This window comes from Agrobacterium sp. 22117, assembly GCF_052045735.1.
Classification (GTDB): Bacteria; Pseudomonadota; Alphaproteobacteria; order Rhizobiales; family Rhizobiaceae; genus Agrobacterium; species Agrobacterium cavarae.
This window is the reverse complement of sequence record NZ_JBQEPP010000005.1, coordinates 65756-86555: the sequence shown is the minus strand read 5'-3', so window position 1 is coordinate 86555 and position 20800 is coordinate 65756. Positions and strand designations below refer to the sequence as shown.

General features: G+C 55.0%; 19 protein-coding genes. 7 read left to right on the top strand and 12 right to left on the bottom strand.

The annotated features are described in order from the left end of the window. Positions 1-62 precede the first annotated feature (62 nt). On the bottom strand, positions 63-431 hold the full coding sequence (locus ACTJKV_RS15265; RefSeq protein ID WP_112519766.1) for a winged helix-turn-helix transcriptional regulator: 369 nt from the start codon (positions 429-431) through the stop codon (positions 63-65). A 101-nt stretch (positions 432-532) separates the two neighbouring features. On the opposite strand from ACTJKV_RS15265, the gene ACTJKV_RS15260 reads away from it, so the two are divergent. From ACTJKV_RS15260 to ACTJKV_RS15245, 4 genes are all read left to right on the top strand, one after another. Then, positions 533-1498: an NmrA/HSCARG family protein gene (locus tag ACTJKV_RS15260; protein WP_112519767.1), complete on the top strand. Its 966-nt coding sequence runs from the start codon at positions 533-535 to the stop codon at positions 1496-1498. 96 nt (positions 1499-1594) lie between these two features. Continuing rightward, on the top strand, positions 1595-2314 hold the full coding sequence (locus ACTJKV_RS15255) for a helix-turn-helix transcriptional regulator (RefSeq protein WP_113176036.1): 720 nt from the start codon (positions 1595-1597) through the stop codon (positions 2312-2314). 47 nt (positions 2315-2361) lie between these two features. Next, positions 2362-2730: a DUF1330 domain-containing protein gene (locus ACTJKV_RS15250; RefSeq protein ID WP_062424450.1), complete on the top strand. Its 369-nt coding sequence runs from the start codon at positions 2362-2364 to the stop codon at positions 2728-2730. A gap of 222 nt (positions 2731-2952) precedes the next feature. Beyond that, entirely contained in the window at positions 2953-4272 is a 1320-nt protein-coding gene (locus tag ACTJKV_RS15245; RefSeq protein ID WP_112519769.1) for an alpha/beta hydrolase family protein, read from the top strand. Between the two features lie 142 nt (positions 4273-4414). On the opposite strand, the gene ACTJKV_RS15240 is transcribed toward ACTJKV_RS15245, so the two are convergent. The 6 genes from ACTJKV_RS15240 to ACTJKV_RS15215 are packed head-to-tail and all read right to left on the bottom strand — an operon-like array spanning position 4415 to position 10903. Next, entirely contained in the window at positions 4415-5299 is an 885-nt protein-coding gene (locus tag ACTJKV_RS15240) for a PfkB family carbohydrate kinase (RefSeq protein WP_112519770.1), read from the bottom strand. After that, positions 5296-6336, bottom strand: a complete 1041-nt coding sequence (locus ACTJKV_RS15235; RefSeq protein ID WP_111846558.1) for an ABC transporter ATP-binding protein — start codon at positions 6334-6336, stop codon at positions 5296-5298. Before ACTJKV_RS15235 ends, ACTJKV_RS15240 begins: the two co-directional genes overlap by 4 nt. Further along, positions 6336-7850, bottom strand: a complete 1515-nt coding sequence (gene argH, locus ACTJKV_RS15230; protein WP_112519771.1) for an argininosuccinate lyase — start codon at positions 7848-7850, stop codon at positions 6336-6338. Before argH ends, ACTJKV_RS15235 begins: the two co-directional genes overlap by 1 nt. Positions 7851-7854: 4 nt before the next feature. Continuing rightward, on the bottom strand, positions 7855-8697 hold the full coding sequence (locus ACTJKV_RS15225; protein ID WP_062424455.1) for a carbohydrate ABC transporter permease: 843 nt from the start codon (positions 8695-8697) through the stop codon (positions 7855-7857). Next, on the bottom strand, positions 8694-9635 hold the full coding sequence (locus ACTJKV_RS15220) for a carbohydrate ABC transporter permease (RefSeq protein ID WP_062424456.1): 942 nt from the start codon (positions 9633-9635) through the stop codon (positions 8694-8696). Before ACTJKV_RS15220 ends, ACTJKV_RS15225 begins: the two co-directional genes overlap by 4 nt. A 14-nt stretch (positions 9636-9649) precedes the next feature. Further along, the gene (locus tag ACTJKV_RS15215) at positions 9650-10903 is read right to left on the bottom strand and encodes an extracellular solute-binding protein (RefSeq protein WP_112519773.1); all 1254 of its coding nucleotides are present in this window, start codon (positions 10901-10903) and stop codon (positions 9650-9652) included. A gap of 249 nt (positions 10904-11152) precedes the next feature. Here ACTJKV_RS15215 and ACTJKV_RS15210 point away from each other — a divergent pair, with 249 nt between their 5' ends. The 3 genes from ACTJKV_RS15210 to ACTJKV_RS15200 are packed head-to-tail and all read left to right on the top strand — an operon-like array spanning position 11153 to position 15695. Further along, the gene (locus ACTJKV_RS15210; RefSeq protein ID WP_062424458.1) at positions 11153-12376 is read left to right on the top strand and encodes an ROK family transcriptional regulator; all 1224 of its coding nucleotides are present in this window, start codon (positions 11153-11155) and stop codon (positions 12374-12376) included. 17 nt (positions 12377-12393) lie between these two features. Then, positions 12394-14796 carry a PIG-L family deacetylase gene (locus ACTJKV_RS15205; protein WP_112519774.1) on the top strand — a complete coding sequence of 801 codons (2403 nt, stop codon included), beginning with the start codon at positions 12394-12396 and terminating at the stop codon, positions 14794-14796. After that, the gene (locus ACTJKV_RS15200; RefSeq protein ID WP_062424460.1) at positions 14793-15695 is read left to right on the top strand and encodes a DMT family transporter; all 903 of its coding nucleotides are present in this window, start codon (positions 14793-14795) and stop codon (positions 15693-15695) included. The genes ACTJKV_RS15205 and ACTJKV_RS15200 overlap by 4 nt, the downstream gene beginning before the upstream one ends. Positions 15696-16210: 515 nt before the next feature. On the opposite strand, the gene ACTJKV_RS15195 is transcribed toward ACTJKV_RS15200, so the two are convergent. The 5 genes from ACTJKV_RS15195 to ACTJKV_RS15175 form a co-directional block, all read right to left on the bottom strand. Beyond that, positions 16211-16462: a hypothetical protein gene (locus ACTJKV_RS15195; RefSeq protein WP_062424639.1), complete on the bottom strand. Its 252-nt coding sequence runs from the start codon at positions 16460-16462 to the stop codon at positions 16211-16213. Between the two features lie 124 nt (positions 16463-16586). Continuing rightward, positions 16587-17291: a TfuA-like protein gene (locus ACTJKV_RS15190; RefSeq protein WP_112519775.1), complete on the bottom strand. Its 705-nt coding sequence runs from the start codon at positions 17289-17291 to the stop codon at positions 16587-16589. Beyond that, positions 17288-18511, bottom strand: a complete 1224-nt coding sequence (locus ACTJKV_RS15185) for a YcaO-like family protein (RefSeq protein ID WP_335323912.1) — start codon at positions 18509-18511, stop codon at positions 17288-17290. The genes ACTJKV_RS15190 and ACTJKV_RS15185 overlap by 4 nt, the downstream gene beginning before the upstream one ends. A gap of 33 nt (positions 18512-18544) precedes the next feature. Next, complete coding sequence (locus ACTJKV_RS15180) at positions 18545-18763, bottom strand: hypothetical protein (RefSeq protein WP_112519776.1); 219 nt, start codon at positions 18761-18763, stop codon at positions 18545-18547. Between the two features lie 30 nt (positions 18764-18793). Beyond that, complete coding sequence (locus ACTJKV_RS15175; RefSeq protein WP_440599014.1) at positions 18794-20749, bottom strand: hypothetical protein; 1956 nt, start codon at positions 20747-20749, stop codon at positions 18794-18796. Positions 20750-20800: the final 51 nt, after the last annotated feature.

Here is a 20800-nt window from a genome sequence, read left to right as displayed (position 1 = left end):
CAGCTACTCGGAATTACCTCTTCTTCAGTCACGATATTGTTTTAAATGATTACAATGTAAGCTCAGCGGGAAAGCTCAGGCGTCCCCCAAAACCGTCGTTGCGCGGCCAAAACCTCATCGCGATGTTGGTCTGCCCAGTTAAGGATTGCCTGCAGATGCGGTTCGAGCGAACGCCCCAAGCGAGATATTTCATAAACGACTGCAACGGGCGCGGTGCTGACAACCGAGCGGGTTATGAACCCGTTGGCTTCAAGCCGGCGCAGACATTGCGTCAGAGCCTTCTGCGTGATGCCATCATTGGCCCGTCGTAGCGCGTTGAAACGCATAGGCCCGCCGCACAGGCATCCTAGCACCAGCAACGACCACTTCGTCGTGATTTCCTCAAGTACGAGCCTGTTTAGTTCGAGGCTTTCCGGTGGCATGGTGGCCATGGGCAGGGATACTCCTGGAGACGTGGTAGCATTCAGGTGCGTAATTGTACTCACGTATAATATGTATACCTATATTGCCTACTCGCATCAAGGAGGCTCAAATGATATCCAGCAATGATCACGCTAGCAGTCCGGAAATATCCAAAACGACTTCGGAAAATGTCATCCTCGTATTCGGCGCAACCGGTCAGCAAGGCGGCGCCGTCGCGTCAGCTCTGCTGGCAGATGGTTGGTCAGTCAGGGCTCTCGTCCGCGACCTGAAGGCTCCCAAGGCCCGGGAAAAAGCGTCTCTTAATATAGAGGTAGTACAGGGAGACTTTAACGACGAAGCTTCGATCAGATCAGCGATGACGGGTGTCTACGGCGTGTTCAGTGTTCAGCCGAGTTCGGGGCAGGGGGCGGCCTATGGCGTTTCTGACGAGGATGAGGTCAGATACGGCACGATGATCGCTGATATCGCCGCACAAGTCGGCGTCAGTCATCTTGTTTACACTTCGGTAAATGCCGCGGGGCCGGAGAAGACAGGCATGGGACACTTCGACAGCAAGTCGCAAATTGAGGCCCATATTAGGTCTTTGGATATCTCCAGCACCATCATCCGTCCGGCGGGCTTTATGGAGTTGCTTATGCTGCCGGGTTTGGGTCTGGATCAAGATGCCTATGTCTCTTTTTTGCGACCAACGCAAATCGGGCAAGTGATAGCGGTACGCGATATCGGTAAGATCGTTGCGGGTATCTTCTCCAACCCGGGCCGCTTCGCCGGTCGAACAATTGAGATCGCCGGGGATGAATTGACAGGAGAAAGCCTGCAGCGAAGCCTCAGCCGTGCTGCGGGTCGACCGATCGGATACAGCAGGTTTCCCGATGCTGTCTTGAAGGAGAACGAGTTTCTGCGGCGATTGACTGCGTTATTCGATGACGGGCGGCTCGCGGGACATGCAGATATCGGCGAGCTCCGCAGAGAGTTCGGTCACCTGCTGAGCTTCGATGAATGGCTCGACGGCCCGGGTAGACCGCTTTTTGAAGCGGCACAAAACGCCAGTAGCTCAGCAATCGCTCTGCGTTGAACTCTATGCATCCGACATGAAGCCGCTACCTGCTACTTGGCCACAGTGTTGTTCGATCATAGATATCTGCTTGGTCAATGACTGGAAGATTGCCGAATGTCGAGAATAAGCCGCCTGTTCGAAATGCTCGGTATGCTGCGCGCGCGTCGGAGACCGGTCACGGCACTCGAGCTGGCAGAGGAGCTCGGCGTCTCGGAGAGAAGCGTTTACCGGGACGTCGAGACGCTTCGTCTGCTCGGAGCGCCTCTCGATGGCCAGGCTGGGGTCGGGTTCGTCCTTAGGGAGGGGTTCTTCCTCCCTAATTTCGCCTTCTCGCCGGAAGAACTAGACGCCCTTGTTCTCGGGCTAGGATGGGTGCGGGAAAGAGCGGATCATTCTCTAGCCCAGAGCAGCGAAAGCGCATTGGCAAAGATTATTTCGAGCAGGGCCGACCGATCTTCGGCCGCCGCCGACGCGCCTGCTCTCCTCGCAGCCGCTTCGATTTCCGAGCGCTCTGACCCAGAGCAGGTCGCCTCCCTGAGGGCGGCGATCCGCCTGCTACGCAAGGTCTCGATCAGCTATGAAGACGGTGCTGGCTCTGTTACGGAGCGCGTCTTATGGCCGATCATAATTGTCTATTTCGATGACGTTCGCGTCCTTGCTGCCTGGTGCGAGAGACGATCAGCCTTTCGGCATTTCCGCGTCGATCGCGTTAGAATGGCGACGGTGCTCGATGAGCTGTATCCAGAAAGGCGGTCTTCACTCATGAGGCGGTGGCGGGAGCAGGATCGAGACTGGCGTTCGTTCCTGACAGTTTCTGACGGAGCACCGGGTTAGACTTTCAAACGCGCGCATCAAGAGCGCTTCGATGAAAGGATAATGATATGGTTGCTTTTTCACCTGACGTCTTCGCGAGGTTCCTGGCCAAGGAAGACGATGATCCCGTCGTGATGTTGAATCTTATCCGCTTCTTGCCCGATGGCGGACGCGAACGACATCTTGAGTATTTGCGACTGGCAGAACCAATCCTGGGTCGTTTTGGTGTCCGGATACTGTTCCGAGGCGATGGCCTCGAAGTGCTGACCACAGGCGATGTGCAGGGATGGGATGCGGTCCTGCTGGTTCAGTATCCTCGACGGACTTCTTTCAAGGAGATGGTGGAAGATACGGAATATCAGGCCGCTTTTCAGGTTGGGAGGTCCGCCATTGCAGATATCGTTCTGCAGCCGCTGAAGATCTCTGAACACTTCTAGAAGCGCCGCAGAGATGACGCGGACAATGCATCGCGGTGGGACGCGTTGCAAGCTGCCACCGCGTCATGGGTGAAAACTCACCCATCCTTTTATACGAGTGGGCATGATCCCACCCAATCTGAACAAGAATTCCCTCGAGGCAGCGAATGATTTTTCTTCAGCGTTGTCACCCATTCCCATTCCTGTAGCATCGCAGTGGGGATGGGAGAGGAGGAAAATTTCATGCGTTTCAGCACAACGCTTTTACCGGCGATTGCGTTTATTGCGATCGCTATCGGCAGCGCCACAGCACAACAGGGTGACGGCGAAGAGCCAAAGAGGGCAGACTGCCCTACAGCCTTGCCAGCCGGTACAGAATGTTTCGCAGGCCAGGATCTGCATGGCGCCTATTATTGGATTGCAAAACCAAAGAATTGGAACGGTACTCTGGTCGTGCATGCCCACGGTGGTCCGCGCACTGCGAAGCCACAAGCGGATGACCCGGTAGAAGATCTTACGCGCTTTGTCGTGACGGTTCAGGAAGGCTACGCTTGGGCGGGATCCAACTATCGTCGGCAGGGTTACGGCGTGCGCATGGCCGCGGAGGATACCGACAGCGTAAGGCGCATCGCCATTCAACAGCTTGGCAAGCCGAAACATGTCCTGCTTCACGGCCAGTCGTGGGGCGGCAATGTTGCTGCGAAGACCGCGGAGCTTTATGCGCTCGACTGGCAGGGTCGTAAAAACTACGACGGCGTCGTTCTGACCAGCGGGCTTTTAGCCGGAGGGAGCCGTGGATACGATTTCCGCGCCGATCTACGCGCAGTCTACCAGTATTATTGCAAGAACCACCCGCGAAAAGACGAAATGCAATATCCCGTTTGGCAAGGCCTGCCAAAGGGGGCAACGATGAAGCGCGAAGAACTTGAAAAACGTGTCAATGAATGCACAGGCTTGGGGCTTCCAGCGAATGAGCGCACAGCGCAACAGTCTAGAAACCTGAAAAACATCCTTGCGGTCACCAAGGTGCCGGAGAAAACTCTTGTGGCTCACCTTTCTTGGGCGACCGGACTTTTTTCGGATATCGTTTGGCGCCGACTGGATGGAAAAAATCCTTTTGACAACTCCACGGTCACGTACACGGGGTCCGATGACGATACGGCGTTGAACAAGGGTGTTGAACGCTTTGAAGCCGACCGTGAGGCACGTCGCGCAATGGCCTACGACGCCGATCTCACCGGCCAGATCGTTTTGCCTACAATAACGCTCCACGCAGTCAATGACCCTACAGTCTTCGTAGATCACGAGGCGATCTACCGCCAGACGGTAGAGAAGGCCGGGAATAGCGAACTGCTTGTACAGAATTTCTCCGACGAGGCGGAGCATTCAAAACTATCAACTCCGCAGTACGCAGCGCTGTTTACTGCAATGCTGACCTGGATCGAAGAAGGTAAAAAACCCACCAAACAATCCGTGGCCTTGCTTTGCGAGGGAAAGCGCAAGATTTACGATGAGGCATGCAAGCTTTTGCCTGACTACGAACCAAAACTCCCGGCGGAGTGAGTTTTATCTGTATGTGTGAACCGCGATAGCCGCCTGTCAGCGGCTGTCGCAACTACGAACATTTCAGCTCCTCTGAGCAGCGTATCGACTCAATGGTAAAACTAGGCGCTGCCCCGCCACTAAAATTATTGAGGCCCATAGGTCACGACGATCTTGGTCCCCCACCCCTGACTTGAACTGAGCGACTGCCCGCTGTTATGCCAGCTTCAAGGCACCTCTTAGGATCGAGTTGTTCGAGCCATGCATCGATGAAGCCCGCATTGAACGCATCACCTGCACCTGTGGTATCAACGACATCGACATCGTGAGCTGGTGCATGCCAGATACTTCCATCGGACGAAATCCAGGCTCCTGCTCCCCCGACTTTAAGAGCAACGGTTGGGAAAGCTTCTGAAAGTTTTCTGATCGCTGCGTCCGGGGCCTCATGGCTTGTGATCGCGGTGGCTTCCTCAAGGTTGGGCAAAAAGACATCTACGCCGGCACAAGAATTCAGGAACCCATCATCATAGATTAAAGAGGCGTCCCAACTCGGGTCCAATGAGACGGACATTCCCTTATCTTTTGCGCGCGACACCAAGTCCGGGATTTCGTGGAGAGTGGCAAACTCCGCGATGTGCAGATGGCGTGCTTCTTTCCAAGCTAGAGCATCGTCCAGCGTTGAGGGTAGGGCTGACCCAGCGCGGCGGGTCAGAAATGCTCTGTCCTGACCGACTACTGCCGCCACGGTCACCTGTGGTCCCGCATCCGGTGAGTGATCTATAAATTGGAGTTCAACGCCGCTGTCTTTCATTTTTTCGCCGATTATGGACGAAAGCGCGTCATTGCCCAACCTCGCCAGCAAAGCAGCCGGTCGGCCGATGTAAGTGAGGTGTGCTGCCGCGATGTAGGCGCCACCACCCGCCGCAATTTCCAAGTCGCCCGCAAACAATTCGCGGCCCAATACAGGCAACTCCTCTAACCCAGTGAAAATAAGGTCGCAATAGATTCGGCCGATACTGATAACCGCTGCTTTTTCTCTCGTCATCATGCGCGGCCCAGAAGTTTTTCCGTCTTTGCATCGAAAAGGTAAAGCGTCCCGCGCTCTGCCCGGCAGTGCAAGTGACTACCCACGTCAGGGATGGATTTGTCGCGCGCTGTGGCTATGACCGAACCGTTGTCTATGTCCAGGTGCACCAACGTTTCTGGACCTAGCGGTTCGACCGCCGTCACAATGCCTTCCAGCGCAAAGCTCCCGGTATCGGACATGCTTTCCCCGACCAGGAGATCATGGGGGCGCACACCTATCAAAAGCTCACCCGTTGCCGAAGGGACCGCGCTGGTAGCAGTTCTGGTTCCCCGGAGAAGGTTCATCGAGGGACTACCTATAAATCGGGCGGTAAAAACATCGACCGGAGATTCATAGAGCTCCGTTGGTGTTCCGACCTGCAAAATGTGCCCGTCCTTCATCACAACGATCCGATCCGCCATGGTCATGGCCTCGACCTGATCATGAGTTACATAAACCGTCGTCGTTTTGAGACGCTGATGTAGACGCTTAATTTCGATGCGCATCTGTGATCTGAGCTGCGCGTCGAGATTGGAAAGCGGTTCATCGAAAAGAAATGCTGCTGGATCACGCACCATGGCCCTTCCGATGGCGACACGCTGGCGTTGCCCACCCGAAAGCGCAGCCGGTCGACGATCCAGGAGGGCTTCAAGTCCGAGGACTTTCCCAGCATCTTCAATGCGCCGCCTTTTTTCTTCGCGATCGAGCTTGGACGTGTAAAGTCCGAAACCGATATTCTGGCGAACAGTCATATGCGGATAGATCGCATAATTCTGGAACACCATGGCGATATTGCGCTGTTTTGGCTCCTTTTCGTTGACGATCTTTCCGCCGATCTTCAATATTCCGTCAGAAATCTCCTCTAGTCCTGCAATCATACGAAGTGTCGTGGATTTTCCGCAGCCTGATGGTCCGACAAAAACCACGAATTCTCCGTCGCCGATAGCGAGATCTATACCCTTTACGGCCTCGACTTTGCCGTAGCGCTTTACCAGTTGATTGAGTTCAATAGTCGCCATTATCGTGCTCCCGTAAGGGCAGTGAATTTTTGCTCCAATTCGGCTGCCATTGCGGCCTCATGATCGGCTGCCCGCTGTGCCTCCTTCTCGAACGCGAGAAGTGTGTCGCGATATACGGCGATCGCGTCCCGCATCGGGTCAGGCGCAGGCCCACCGAACCGGGCACGGACTTCAACAAAATGTTCTGGAGAGACGATGTGCCTGAATTGCCCCTCGTCCAATTTAGTTTCTCGTTGTGTGAGCCCGGCAAAGGCTTGCCGGAAAGGCTGGTAACCAGCGTTTGGGAGATCGCCGCCAGAGGCGACCACGCTCTTTGCCACTTGTGCAGCGATTTCGTGCGCCTGACGGAAAGAAAGGTCTTCGATGCGCACGAGAGAGTCGGCGAGCTCGGTTATCGTAATACACGAGCGCCGGATGTTTTGGTCAACGCGATTGGGGTCGATGATGATCTGGCTGACGAGGCTGGCAAATAGATCTAGCACGCGGCCTGCAGTCGCAAACGCCTCATAACCAGTGCCTTGGCTCTCGCCCTCGCTATCGTTCATGTCTGTAAATGGTGTGTTGTGCATGATGTCCAGCATGGTGCGTGCCCGGCCAAGCGTCTGGCTGGCGAGATGCCTCAGATGCTCGATTGGAACGGGATTTCGCTTCTGGGGCATAATGGACGAGATCTGCACCAAGGAATTCGGCACGTAAATCTGTCCGACTTCGAAGCTTGTCCAGAACTGGAAATCCTGAATAACCCTTCCAAGGTGCAGGAACATAAGCTCGATGGCCGAGTAAGTTGATGTCGTGTAATCAACAGCTGCTATGCAAGAGTATGAGTTGCGAACAGGTGCGGCAAAACCAAGGAGGTTCGCCACACGGGCGCGATCAATGGGAAAGCCGGAGGTTGTGATGGCAGCGGCGCCCATAGGCGACAGATCGACAATACGTCTGGCCTCGCCCAAACGCTCGATGTCCCTGATCAGAACCTCGATCGCCGCGGAAAGATAATGGCCGAAGGTCGTGGGCTGAGCGGGCTGTCCATGTGTGTAGGCGACGATCAGGGTTTTGTCGTTGCGCTCGGCCGCATCGATCAATGCTTCGAGTAGAATTCGCGACTTACCGCTTAGCCGGTCGATCTTATCTTTAAGATTAAGCTTGAACAGAGTGTGATCGATGTCGTTGCGTGACCGTGCTGTATGCAGTCTTCCTGCAACATCGACGCCGATGCGGGATTTCAGCTCTTTTTCAATTAGGAAAAAGAAGTCCTCTACCTCGCCGGTATAGACGAGGGTCGAGGGATCTATTGCTTGATCGATGTCCTCTAATGCTTTTGCGATTTTTGAAGCGGTGTCGAAATCAAGAATTCCGGTCTCGTGGAGCATGACAAGGTGGGCGCGATCAATGCGCCGAAAGCCCTCGGCGTGATGGTGTTTAGCGCCATCGAATAGCGGGCGAAGGACAGTTTCCTTATACACATTGTCTGGAAACACACTGGTATCGGAGATATTTGGGCTGTTACGGGTCATGATGTTATCCTTTCAGTCCCGCCAGCATCACTCCACGCACTATGTAGCGTTGCAGTACGATGAAGACGATGAGGGTGGGGATGGTGGCGATAGCGGCACCCGTCATGATCATCTCCCACTGAATCTGCTGTTCAACCGCAAAGCTCGAAAGCCCAACCGGCAATGTGTACAGTTCCTTGCTTGTTGTGACGATCAGGGGCCAGAAGAAGGCCGTCCAGTTGCCCAGGAACGTAAAGATGGCAAGCGCTGAGAGCGCTGGCGTCACCAGAGGCAGCGCGACTTTCCACCATATCTGGAATTCATTGAGGCCATCGACACGCGCGGCTTCGAGAAAGTCATTGGGGACGGTCTCGAAGAATTGCTTCATCAAGAATGTTCCGAACGCTGTCATCATGCCGGGGAACATGATCCCCCAATAGCTATCGAGCCAGCCGAGCTGACTGGACATCAGATACCACGGTATGACGAGCATCTCGGTGGGGATCATCAAGGTCGAAAGTATTGCAAGGAAAATAAAATAACGGCCTCGGAACTCGAACTTCGCCAGCGTGTAGCCCACAAGGCTATCGAAAAAGCAGTTGGAAATCGTCACCAAGACGGCAACAACCGTCGAGTTGAAGAACCAGCGCAGGAAACGTCCGTCCGCCAGAACGGTAATGTAGTTATCGAGGGTCGGCGCTGCAGGGATTAGCCGAAGATCGTAGACCTGATCGGCTGTCTTAAAGGAGGTAGCGAACATGAAGAGCAGCGGTGAAACCATGATCAGGCCACCGAGGAATAGCAATGTCCAAGCAAGAATACGACCTGGCCGGATGCGGGCATGGGAAAGCGGCGGAGTTTCGCTCATTTCTTTTCCCTCAATATCCAGAGTTGGAGCAGTGAGACGAACAACAGGATGGTGAAGAGGACGACTGTCTGAGCCGCGGCGTAACCCATCGCGTAGGAATTGAAGGCCGTTTGGTAGATCATCAAGACGAGCGGCTTGGTTGAGCCAAGCGGACCCCCCGGGTCGTTTGTCGTCATATTGTAGACTTGGTCAAAAATGCGCAGGAAGCCGATCGAAGAAAAGACCACGAGAAAAACGGTCGTTGGCTTTAGAAGCGGAAGTGTGATCTTCCTGAGGATGGCCCACTCCCCAAGCCCGTCAATTCGGGCAGCTTCGTAGAATGTCGTTGGGATCGCACGCAATCCAGCCATGAAGATGATAATCTGGAAGCCCAATCCCGCCCAAATGGCTGTCACCATAACTGAATAGAGCGCCTGATCGGTGGACCGAATGAACGGTTGTTGGGGTACCCCCAGCACGCCGAGAACATCATTTATGATGCCGATCGGGGGAGGCTGGTAAAACCAGCGCCAAACCCAAGCCATCGCGGCGGCCGTCGTCAGGTAAGGCAAGAAATACAGTGCCCGGATGAAACCGTGCAGGATCCGTACTCGGTCCAGGAAAAAGGCGATCACGAAGGCCAGTACGAGACTAATCGGGGTGCCGACGATGAGGTAGGTAAAGGTGTTTTTGAACACTTTCCAGAACTGCGGATCTTTGAAGAGCTTCACATAATTGGCGAAACCGATGAATTTGGCCGGTCTTAAAAGATCCCAGTTCGTGAATGATAGCCAAAAGGCCTGAAAAGTCGGGTAGAAGCGGATCACGCTGTAAAACAGGATAGGGATCGCTAGGAAGCTCCATATCCATATGAGACGCTTTGTCCGCATGGGAAGGCGATCTCGCAAGGAGCCGCCGGGGCGGCCATTCGCCACCCCATCTTGATCAATCGCCGCCATGGCAGAAACTCCTATCAGGGTTGCGCCGCGTCGATGATTTCCTGCTCGGCCTCAGCCGCCTGCTTGATCGATTCCTCTACCGACTGGCCTTCAAGAAGGACACGGTTTGTCATGTCAATGGCGTTTTGGCGCTGTGCGGCTTCGTCCAGAAATATCGTTGTGTGGGCATATTCGAGACCCTTCAGGAACGGGCCGTAGATAGGATCTTTGAGGTTTGCGTCCGTAAGAGCCGCAGACCGACGTGCAGGGAGCTCCCCAACAGTTTTCAACCAGATCGACATTGCCTCCGGCGAAGAGATATAGGCGAGAAATTTCTTCGATGCCTCGAGCTTTTCACCGGTGGTCTTTGCACTGATACCATTGGCGAAATAGCTCGCGTAGTTGGAGCGGATATTCTTGTCGTTAGTTGGAAGTTCGGTAACGCCCCACTCGAAATCTTTGATGGTGCGGAACGAGCCGAGGCGAAACGTCCCGTCTATGGTCATTCCAGCTTTGCCAGCACGAAACGCTGCCTGACCTTCATCCATAAAGCCGGCTTGTCCGATCTTCTTTTCGAGCTGGAGGCTGGTATAGAATTTCAGGGCCTGGATGCCAGCGTCGCTGTCATAGGCGACCTTACGGTCATTGTCTGTATAAGGTTCCCCGCCATATTGCCGAATGAGAACTTCGCGCCACCACTGATGGTCCTGTCCACCCATATCGAGCGTTGTTCCAGCGACAGTCAGGTTTCCGGCATCGTCATGCTTGGAAATCTTTTCAGCCGCAGCCACGAACTCGTCCAGGGTTTTGGGAGGATTAGCGGGGTCGAGACCCGCTTCCGTGAAGAGCTTCTTGTTGTAGAACAAAGCAAGTGACCGTACAGCCGTCGGCAGGCCATAATAATCATCTCCCCGCTTCATGGCGCTGACGATGGGGAAAAATTCGCTTTCGATCTTGTCATGGGGGAAGGCGTCCGAGGGTAGTGGCTGCAAGATCCCTCCTGCGGCAAACTTGTCGAGCCAACCGTAGAACAGCTGCATCACATCCGGCCCGTTGCCAGACATATTGGCCGCAATCACGCGTGTCTGATAGTCGGCGTAAGGAAAAGTAACCTGCTTGACGGTGATGTCTGGATTGGCCTTTTGGAAATTAGCGATCAATTCATCCATCGCTTTGACCCGTGTATCGAAGACATACTGCCAATATTGTATCTCAACGGCCTGCGCGGCGTTGAATGCAAATGTGCTGAAGCCGGCGACCAATCCGGCAAATAGAGCTGTCCTGCGCATGTGAGCCTCCTGTTTCTCCGTCCGGTCTTCCGGGTACGGAGTGATCGTTCCCTTTATTCACGCCTTGGCGCGTGACTCATCGACTTCAGACCGTAACGTTTCGTCGAAGCGCAACTGAGCCGGTCGTCAAGATCGGCTATACGGTTCTCTGAAGGCGCGCATTTGTCAATAAGATAATTTACTTGAATTAATGTATTGCGTGTATTCTCGTTCCGGAGTTATGTGTTTCAAGCGGACCGGAAGTGAGAAATGACGTTACACACGATGGAAGCCTATCCAGTCGCTATCGGAAAAAATCCTGAGCGAAGCCGTGAGCATAATCGGCGGGTCGTTCTCGATATCGTGCGCCGGCATGGATCGCTCGGACGAGCTCAACTTGCGAAAATCACCCATCTTACTCCCCAGGCAGTTGCCAACATTGTCGATGAACTGGTCGGTGAGAAGCTTCTGAAAGAGTTAGGTCGACGGCGTACAGGTCGGGGACAGCCGCCAATACAGTTTGCCGTTAATCCAGACGGTGGGGCGACCATCGGAGTGGAAATCGCCGCCGATCACATGGTTACAGTGGGCCTCGACCTAGCCGGAATTCTGCGCGCGCATCGCGTAACGCCTTTGACCGACACGTCGCCCGAAGCCATCCTTAAAACCTTTTCAACAGATCATGCTGCAGTCGCAGACCAGGTGGGATGCCGATTACTTGGCACGGGCGTCGTCATGCCGGGGCCGTTCGAGATCGATGGTATGACCTCGGTTGGTCCCACGACTCTCTCCGGTTGGAACGGGATTGACGCGCGGCAAATGCTAAGCGAGGCATGCGGCCAACAGGTCGTAGTGGAAAACGATGCAACGGCTGCGGCTGTGGGCGAGCGCCTGTTCGGTGCGGGGCAATCTATCCCGAATTTCTGTATGATCTATTTCGGAGTTGGTATCGGCCTTGGCATGATCCAGGACGGCGCCCCTTATCGCGGTGCCTTCGGAAATGCTGGCGAAATCGGTCATGTGACTGTTTCGCCGCGGGGTCGAGCATGTCCTTCATGCGGCCAGAAAGGCTGCCTGGAAGCCTATGCGTCCGTCTACGTCCTCAAGGAGCGGCTGGGTCAAGCAGGTATTGCCAACACCGAGCTCGACAACCTGGAATCCCTATTCAAGATGCAGGATCCAACGGTCATCGACTGGATCGATGATGCGGCAGCGCATCTCGCTCCCATGATCGCCATGCTCGAAAACATTCTTGATCCGCAGACAATCATTCTGGGTGGGGCACTACCCGAGGCGATCATCGCGAGCATCATCCAGCGGATGGGAACACTGCCGACTTCGGTTGGTAGCCATCGTCAGCGCGAATTACCGCGGGTCATGACCGGGAAATCCGGTCAGCTGACCGCCGCGCTTGGCGCTGCTGCCTTGCCGCTATTCGACATCGTGACACCAAAGCTAGAGACATCTCTGGGCACCGCAGCCGTTATCGACTGAAATTAAGGGAGACAAGCATGCTTAGTCCTCGTGAGCGCATCGAACGCCAGATGGCCGATCCCTGGCTCATTCGTCTCCATCGTAGGCTGAGTGCGCTGACTTCCACAATTACCGTCATGCATACGGGTGCGCATCCAGATGATGAGCAGAACGGGTTGCTGGCCTATCTTCGGATGGGGCTTGGCATGCGCACGATCATCGCATGTTCGACACGCGGAGAGGGTGGACAGAACGCGTTGGGGCCGGAGCGTCTGGGCGCGTTGGGCGTCATCCGATCGCGTGAATTGGAAGAGGCCGCCCGGATTATCGATGCAGATGTCAGCTGGCTTGGGCACGGCCCAGCGGATAGAATTCACGATTTCGGCTTCTCCAAGAATGGTGACCAGACGTTCGATCGATGGGGAGAACAGCGCATTGTGGAACGATTGGTTCGCGCCTACCGTAAAGAGCGGCCGGATATCGTCATCCCGACCTTCCTTGATGTGCCCGGCCAACACGGCCATCACCGGGCCATGACGCGAGCTGCCAGAAGCGCTGTTGCGCTCGCCGCAGATCCTGCCGTATTTCCTGAGCACGCTGCCGAAGGATTGCGGCCTTGGAAGGTGGCGAAGTTCTACCTTCCAGCATGGTCTGGTGGTGGCGACACCTATGATGACGAGGTTCCTCCGCCGGACACAACGCTGGTGGTCGAAGCGGTCGGCAAAGAGAAGGCGACCGGCGCCGAATATGACCGGATCGGCGAGTGGTCCCGCTATTATCACGCGTCGCAGGGCATGGGGCGCTGGCCAGAACAGCCGCAGCGTATCTGGCCCTTGCATCTCGCCATTCCAGGAGAAGGGGTGGGTGAGGAAACTTCTATCCTCGACAATCTCCCATCCTCATTGGCGGACCTCGCAGGTTTTGATGGCCTCGATCCGGCTCTCGCAAAGGCGCTTATCGAAGCCGACGGGGCTATTGCTGAAGCCATTTCAGCCTATCCGGATACTCAGCGGATAGCACGGTCGCTGCTCACCGCAGCCCATTTCCTGCAACAGGTCGACGAGAGCTCTGGTCAGCCGTTCCGAGAACTGCATGAGCACAGGATTGTCACCAAACGCAGGCTGGTGGATTTAGCGATTTTGACCGCACTCGACCTCTTCGAACGAGCTTACAGCGAGCCAGCTGATATCGTTCCAGGAGGGACTGCAACGCTTCGGGTCGAGTTATCCGACAGAGCCAGTGAGTTTCAAGCCGACGTCAAGCCGGTTCTTCCTGCGGGTGTAAGCTATGATGTTCGATCGCTTTGTCGGCCGGTCGTTTTTTCTCTCGCGGCGGACACTAATGCTGCTGTTTCTAGTCTCTACCACCCAGGCTGGAAGGCCGCAGGGGGCAACGGCCACGCGTATGTGCAGATATCGGCCGTTGTGGATGGGCGAGAAGTGTCTGGTTTTTTCGACTTGGAAGAACCATTTTTTGTCACCCCCCCTCAGTCGTTGACGCTGAAACCCGATGCTCTCCTCGTCCCAAAGGGACAACATCAGAACAACATTCGTTTTGCGGTAGATATAGACGGGGGACATGCCCCGATCTCTTTCAAAGCCGCAAGCGGTTGGAGCGTGCGCCACTCAGGAGGCGACTGGTTTGCTGAGCTCGCAGGCGAAGGCGCAGCAGGTCTTGTCCAGCTGGAGGCGCTTTCCGGCGGGCAACCGGCCTTTCAGATCACGCCGATTGCTTATCCGCATATCGGTCGGGCACGCTTTCTGTCGCCCTCGACTTTGAAGATTTTGTCGCTGGATCTCAAGCTGCCTAAAAATGCGCGCGTCGGCTATGTTGGCGGCGGCGCAGACAGAGTGGGTATGTGGCTCGCGCGCATGGGCTTAAATGTCACTGAGCTCGACGCGCATGCGCTTGGTGGCGATCTCTCCGCCTTCACAACTATCGTCGTTGGTATATTTGCTTTTGGGATTCGCAGGGATCTTGCAGAGGTAACCGAAAAAATTCATCACTTCGTCGAGAGCGGCGGGCATCTCGTTACCCTCTACCACCGACCGACCGACGGATGGTACCCCGAAGCGACGCCTGTGTGCCGGCTTGAAATTGGCAAACCCTCGCTTCGCTGGAGGGTAACGGACCCAGCAGCAGAGGTCATAGTGTTGCAACCCGATCATCCGCTGCTCATCGGTCCCAATATTATCGATGCCTCAGACTGGACCGGCTGGGATAAGGAGCGCGGTCTGTATTTCGCCTCGAATTGGGACGACGTCTACGAGCCGCTGCTGGCCATGCATGATGTTGACGAGCAACCCTTAAAGGGCGCACTGGTCTCGGGTGTGATTGGAACAGGGAGACACACCCATGTCAGCCTCGTGCTGCATCACCAGATGGACAAGTTGGTTCCAGGTGCTTTCCGATTGATGGCCAATCTTGTGCAGCCGGCGTGAACGACGAAGAAGAACACGACAGGCACCTTGGCCCGCAGAGGAGCGACGTCCATGCGGGTATTGGCTGGCTATTGCTGGACATGGCTCTTGTCGCTGGCGGGATGACCGCGCTGGTGAAAGCTCAGGGTGTAAATTATCCTGCCTTCCAACTCGTTTTCGTTCGGGCGATGATCGGCCTGCTCTTCATCCTGCCGCTCATCTGGCGACACCGAAAAGAGATGAGAGCCGTTCGATATCCCTGGCGCAACCTTTTCCGCATTTGCTGTAATGCTATCGCGTTGACGAGCAATTTCATTGCGATCGGCTTGCTTCCTCTGGCGACTGTGAATGCCGTAGGCTTTTCGCGGCCACTTGTGACAATGGCGCTTGCTGTTACCTTGCTTGGCGAGAGCGTGAACCGGTATCGATGGGCTGGAGCCTGTCTTGCTTTTGTAGGTGTGGTCGTTGTCATCAATCCCGTAGGTGGAGAGATCAATGCAGGTGTTCTGGTTATCCTCCTCTCTGTTATCTTCGGTGCTTTAGCGGTAATACAGGCGCGCGCCCTGCGGGCAGAAAACACGACCGTGATGATGGTCTTCTATACGGTCGGACTTGCCGTTATCACCGCCATTCCAGCCGTATGGACATGGAGGCCAGTCGCCCCATTTGACTGGATTCCCCTCCTCGGAATTGGGCTATTGGCGCAACTTGGGCAGTATTGCTTCCTGCAGGCCTATCGTAAGGCCGCTGCCAGCATTCTTGCGCCTGTCAGCTATCTGTCCCTTCTGGTCGTCACAGCTGTTGGATATTTCGTGTTCCAAGAGGTGCCTGAACAAAGGGTGTTGCTGGGGATCGCGATCATTCTGATTTCGCTACTGTCGACGGCGATCCTTGAACGAATTGCCAGGCCCCGGATGTAGGGTGGATGTACAATTTTGATCACAGGGTTGACGAAAAACATCCCAGAGAGATCCTACTGAATGTACTCGCCGACACCGACGATAGATTTTAGCTTAAACGCTGCGCTTGGAAACCGCAGTTTGGGCATTCAACAACCCATGATCCGCCGGCTGCCCAACGACTTATGATGCCACTGCGCGCCTTCTGGACAAAGACCATGCGATGTTGAACCTATGCTTCGTCGGGACCTAAAGGCGTTGGAACGTTGCCGTCAACGATATGGTGGTCGGCGCCTTCCCCCAAGGCTCTAGAAATTTGTGAACTTGAGCCCTTCCATGTTGTCAACGATTCCAACATCTTCCGCCCTTATCATCCCCGGCAACATATGATGACAGAAAACCTCACCTCAGGAGAAACGCTCGCGAATGATGGTCGACCTCGCTCAGCAGTATCATTGATGACGGCGCGGCACTCGAGCGCATCATCGACGAGTTGACGACAAGACCAGTCTTGATTGGCAGGGTAGATCGCGCAGTTAGTGCGATGCTCCGGAGATGACGCTCGGGATGAATTGGCCATCATCGCTGCCTTCAGTATTATCCACTCCACGTTTTCTGATCTCTTCGACCAGCGAACCTAAAGCCAAATCGAGGCAGTAGGTCGAGAATTCAAGGTCGAGATCCTTAGCGCTGTTGCGCGCATAGGTCACAAGCCGTGCAATCGAAACCAGCTCTGGTGCGATATCGTCGTTTTGATCGGCGTTCTTCTCACGAGTATTTAGTGCCATCATCAATCCTTCATTCCAAATCAGTGTTCTAGGTGAAGGATAAATTAGAAGTTACGGAATTGCGCGTGACATAGGCGTGACACAGCTTGGGGTGCCGAGCAGGATCGGACTACAACCAGCGTCCCTAGAGGATTTTTCGCCACTGCCTCGTCGAAGCGAAGGTCCATGCCGTAGGAACTTCTACTCGGCGGTCGTCAGCCGTCGCTATTGCATCCAGCAACTCCAACGCATCGCGCCGCTTCTGGTTGATAGCGTTCTTCCGCAAGAGCATTTGTAGAGTTTCTCGAGATGAGTTGTTCGGTAGATCGGCGTTGGCGACGATTGCCCGGTAAGTTCGCTCTTTAAAGAACGTTCGTTTGGCGCTTGTCATGAGGCCCACATATTCCGCGTGATCAAGTTGGCACCGCAAAAACAGATCTTCGAGAGTTGCCAAGACGTTCACCAAGGGCTCGGACAGGGACACGTAGTTCATCTCTCTTGGACCATGGATTTGCGCGACATCGGAATCGTCAACGAGTTCGCCACTTTCATAACGGCTATAAATCTTGCCAATCCCGATCATTCCAAATGCGGCACATTCCGCAGCCCTCAAAGCGCCCATACTGCTTGAGCCATAGACGCGAACGCCCTGAGAGAGAGCGAATAAAATTTCCTTGTGCCAGATGGGGGCTACATCTTCGAAATATCCGTCAATTAAACCGATCACCGTGGCACCTTCGGTGACGGCTGCTACGAAATCTCCGTGCTTGGCCGGGCCGCGGACTTCGACATCCGTCGGTACCAGATTCACTGCATCCGGAAGCGTCGGGCCGGCGAATACAACCTTCATAGCGAAAACAACGCCTTCGATATACCTCGGGCCCCAAAACGTCTTTTTCGCTCCCCTGGCGGATTTTCAAGGTCAGGCACCAAGACTTTGGCGACTGAGAATGGAAAATCCGGCGGTGTCAGCGGAGCGACGACGACAGAGCCCACAGATGCAGTTTCAAGATGCTTGAGCACGGTTTCGAACATGTCTTCCAGCGGTCCAAGGCCTACCGTCTTGCGGGGAGGGAGGGGCCTCGGCTCGGCGTTGAAATAGTTCCGAACTTCCTGCGGTAGGGGCCGTTCGAACGTCTCAGGATAGATGTCATCCCTTGCGCCGCCGATATAAGTCAGGCGGGATTGAATCGCTTCCGTAATTGCCCGGATTGCGGCTCGCGCGGGATCGAGATGCGCACCGCTTCCCTTTGTCACGTCGATGAAGCGCGAATTGCTTCCTGATGTGATTGAGGCCGACCCCAAAAACGCTACGAGACAGGCGATGCCGATGTCGCTCGTAATGTCGAACAGCCGAAGTTCTAGACCTGCCTTTTCAATTTTACTGACGAGCCCATCTATGATTGGATCCAAAAGGCTGCGAGGGTCGAGGCAGGTCTTAAGACGCTGATCTGCGTTCGCTATATTCCACAAAGTTTCTGCATCGCGCTCGATGCGTTCCAGGACTCCATGGAAGCTCGCTTCCAAGAGTGTATTTCCAGATGCAAGGCCATCCGAAGACTGCCAGAACCTAACCACCTCTGGAGTACGATCCAGGATGACAGCTTCATAGGGAACCCAGGTTTCAACTTTGGATAAAACATCTCTTGCCCGAACCCATGTTAGCATCTCGTCGTCGGCTATGTCGTTCCGACCTTGGGCGATGAGACCCACGAGGTTATTGACCACCCGCCCTTCCAGTTCGAGGCTTGCTTGTGTTGCAGTGATTGTGTCGATCGATGGACTGCCGGCGATGGCGCGCTCGAGCGCCTCCATCGTTGCAGACACTTTAGCATCAGCATCAGTGATACCCTTGCCGTGATGGATGACGATCGAGCGAGCGTTAGGAGTAACTGCGCTCCAGACGGGAACACCGATATTGTCGAGACCAGTCAATCGAGATACGCGAGTGATCCCGTAGCGTGGTAGGAAGGATGTGACGCGCTTGAGCGTCTCCTCTGGCGTGCAGATACGCGCCGAGTAAGTGGCGTAGCGGGCCTCAGGAAGGTACGGCATCTGATCGTTTAACATCACTATCTTCCCGAGGCCGCATCATTGGCTAGCTTATCCGTCGAGATGACCGGAGAAGGCGTCGTCTGCCGATTTCACGGAGACAGCGAAATCCACGCCTTTGATGATCGTAGCTCCGCTAGCCCGGAGTTTACCCGCTGCCTCCAGCGCGGTTCCTGCCGGCGGCTGAAAGGGCTTAACAGTTCCTGCATCAAGATCTGCAACCCATAGGCCAGTCTCACCTGGCGCTCCGATAACGACGATTCTTGCCATGCTAAAAATCCTTCTTTTGGCTCATTTGCTTCAAAAGCCTGCTTTTCGCAGGCCATCACGGTAGTGATCTTTCTGCCATTGCTCCTTGAACGGCACGGCGGTCAGCCAAGTATCCACATCGAAGTCGGGATTGGTTTCCCGAGCCTTGCGCACGAAGCTCTTCGCCCTTTTTTGGTCGCCAATCATCGCCCAGCTTGCGGCGGAGAGGCGGTTAGCGAGCCCTCTGTCGGCCATGCGCTCGATATAGGATAAGGCTTGCTCGTACTCTTCGAGGCAGTAGGACGCGCCGGCTGCTGTCCAAAGGTAGACATCGGGGCTCAAGGGGTTGAGCTCGATGGCTTTTTCGATTTTCTCGAGTGCTAGGCCGGGCTTCGATGCATGGACAAGGGTGTCGGCGTAGTCCGCGGTGACATCGGCATAATGGGGGCTGAGCGTCTCGGCCAACTCCAAGGCCTCAACGCTTTCATCAATGCCGCCTAAGAGCATCTTAGCAACACCGAGTTCTCTGTAGCCGCCGACCATGTCTTGGCCAGCCGCGATCGCTTTGTTAGCATGTTTCTCGGCTTCTTTCAGAAGTTGAGCGTCTCCACGTGCCGTGATTAGCCATTCCCTTGAATAAGTTCGAGCGATACCGCTCAATGCTGGCGCGAAATAGGGAGAGTGACTGAGCGCTGCTCGAAATTCTTTGCGTGCACGGCGAATATCTGGAAGACCAAGGTTCTTGAGATGTCGCTGTCCGAGGAGGTAATGGTGGTATGCGACCGGGCTTTGCTCGAAATATTCCCGCGCCAGCTCGTTGCGCTCTATTTCCCCGGTGATCGCCATGGAAATTCGGCGAGCTATCTGACGCCGCTGGACGGCCAGACTGTCTTTTTCCATGTCGTAACGGTCCGCCCAGATGACCTCATCGTTTGCGAAGTAAACCAACTGCACGAAGAGGCTGCATTGGGTGCCTTGGCCTGAAAGCCTGGTATCGAGCACGTAGGAGATGGAATGCTGCGCGATCGTGGTGGCCTTATCCGACTGCCGGCTGATCTGGGCGGCCGTGTAGGGAGCGACCACAGACACTGAGGTCAAGGAACATAGCGCGATGGTGACGTCCTCAATAAGTGCGTCAGCGAAAGGGAGCAGAGGCTGGCGACCGGCAATGCTCTCCACTGGCGGCAGGAGTACAAGCCTCGGCATGGGGCGCTTGAGGCCTGTGCCTGCTTTAGCGCCCAACTGGTCCCCAATTCCTTGCTGCGAAACGGCAAGGAGAGTGCGCTGCCTCTCAAAGACCTTTTTGACAACATTCAGGGCACGGACATCGGGATCTAGTGTCAGGTTACCCCACAGCTTCTGTTTTTGGCCTTCGTAGATGTTTCGGAAGGCCTCTACCTTGCCCTCGGTGGAATAGGTCTCCGCAAGCAAGCTGACGATCATCTCGTCATCCGGGTCGTGCTGAAATATGCGCAGGGCCGCATCCTTGACGAGCGCGATATCCTGCGCAGATTTCGCGATCGGTATCGCAGTGATTAAGGCTTCCCGCAATCGGGATAGGTGTTGTACCCTTTGCTGTCCAATCCAGGCTGAAAGTGCGGCTCCTGTGCTGTCGACGTTTTCGAGAAACGCATGACTGAAAAGTCCGACTAACGAGCGCAGATCAATCAGTGCGTCCGAAACAGGCGGGGCTTCCAATTCCGCAATGTCGCAGTCGATAGCCTTAGCATTGAGCTTTACATCGGAAGCAGTGATTTGAACGAATTGATGACCCAATTCATGCTGGCGGCCGTCGATCCTCGATAATGACTTGCGCATATTGGTATATGCCTGCGGCGGCTCGACCGCGTCCCATAGCAGCTTCGACAACGCCGTCCGCGATTGGGCACGTTGCGGGTGGACAAATAGGTAGGCAAGGATGATTAAACCCTTCTCGGAGAAGGCAACAGCATTCCCCGAAGGATCAACGAGCCGAAGTTCCCCAAGTGTCAACAACCTGAACGCCATTGATCCCCACTACAGTTCCGTCATGGTTATCCAAAAGCCCAGATCTGCGAC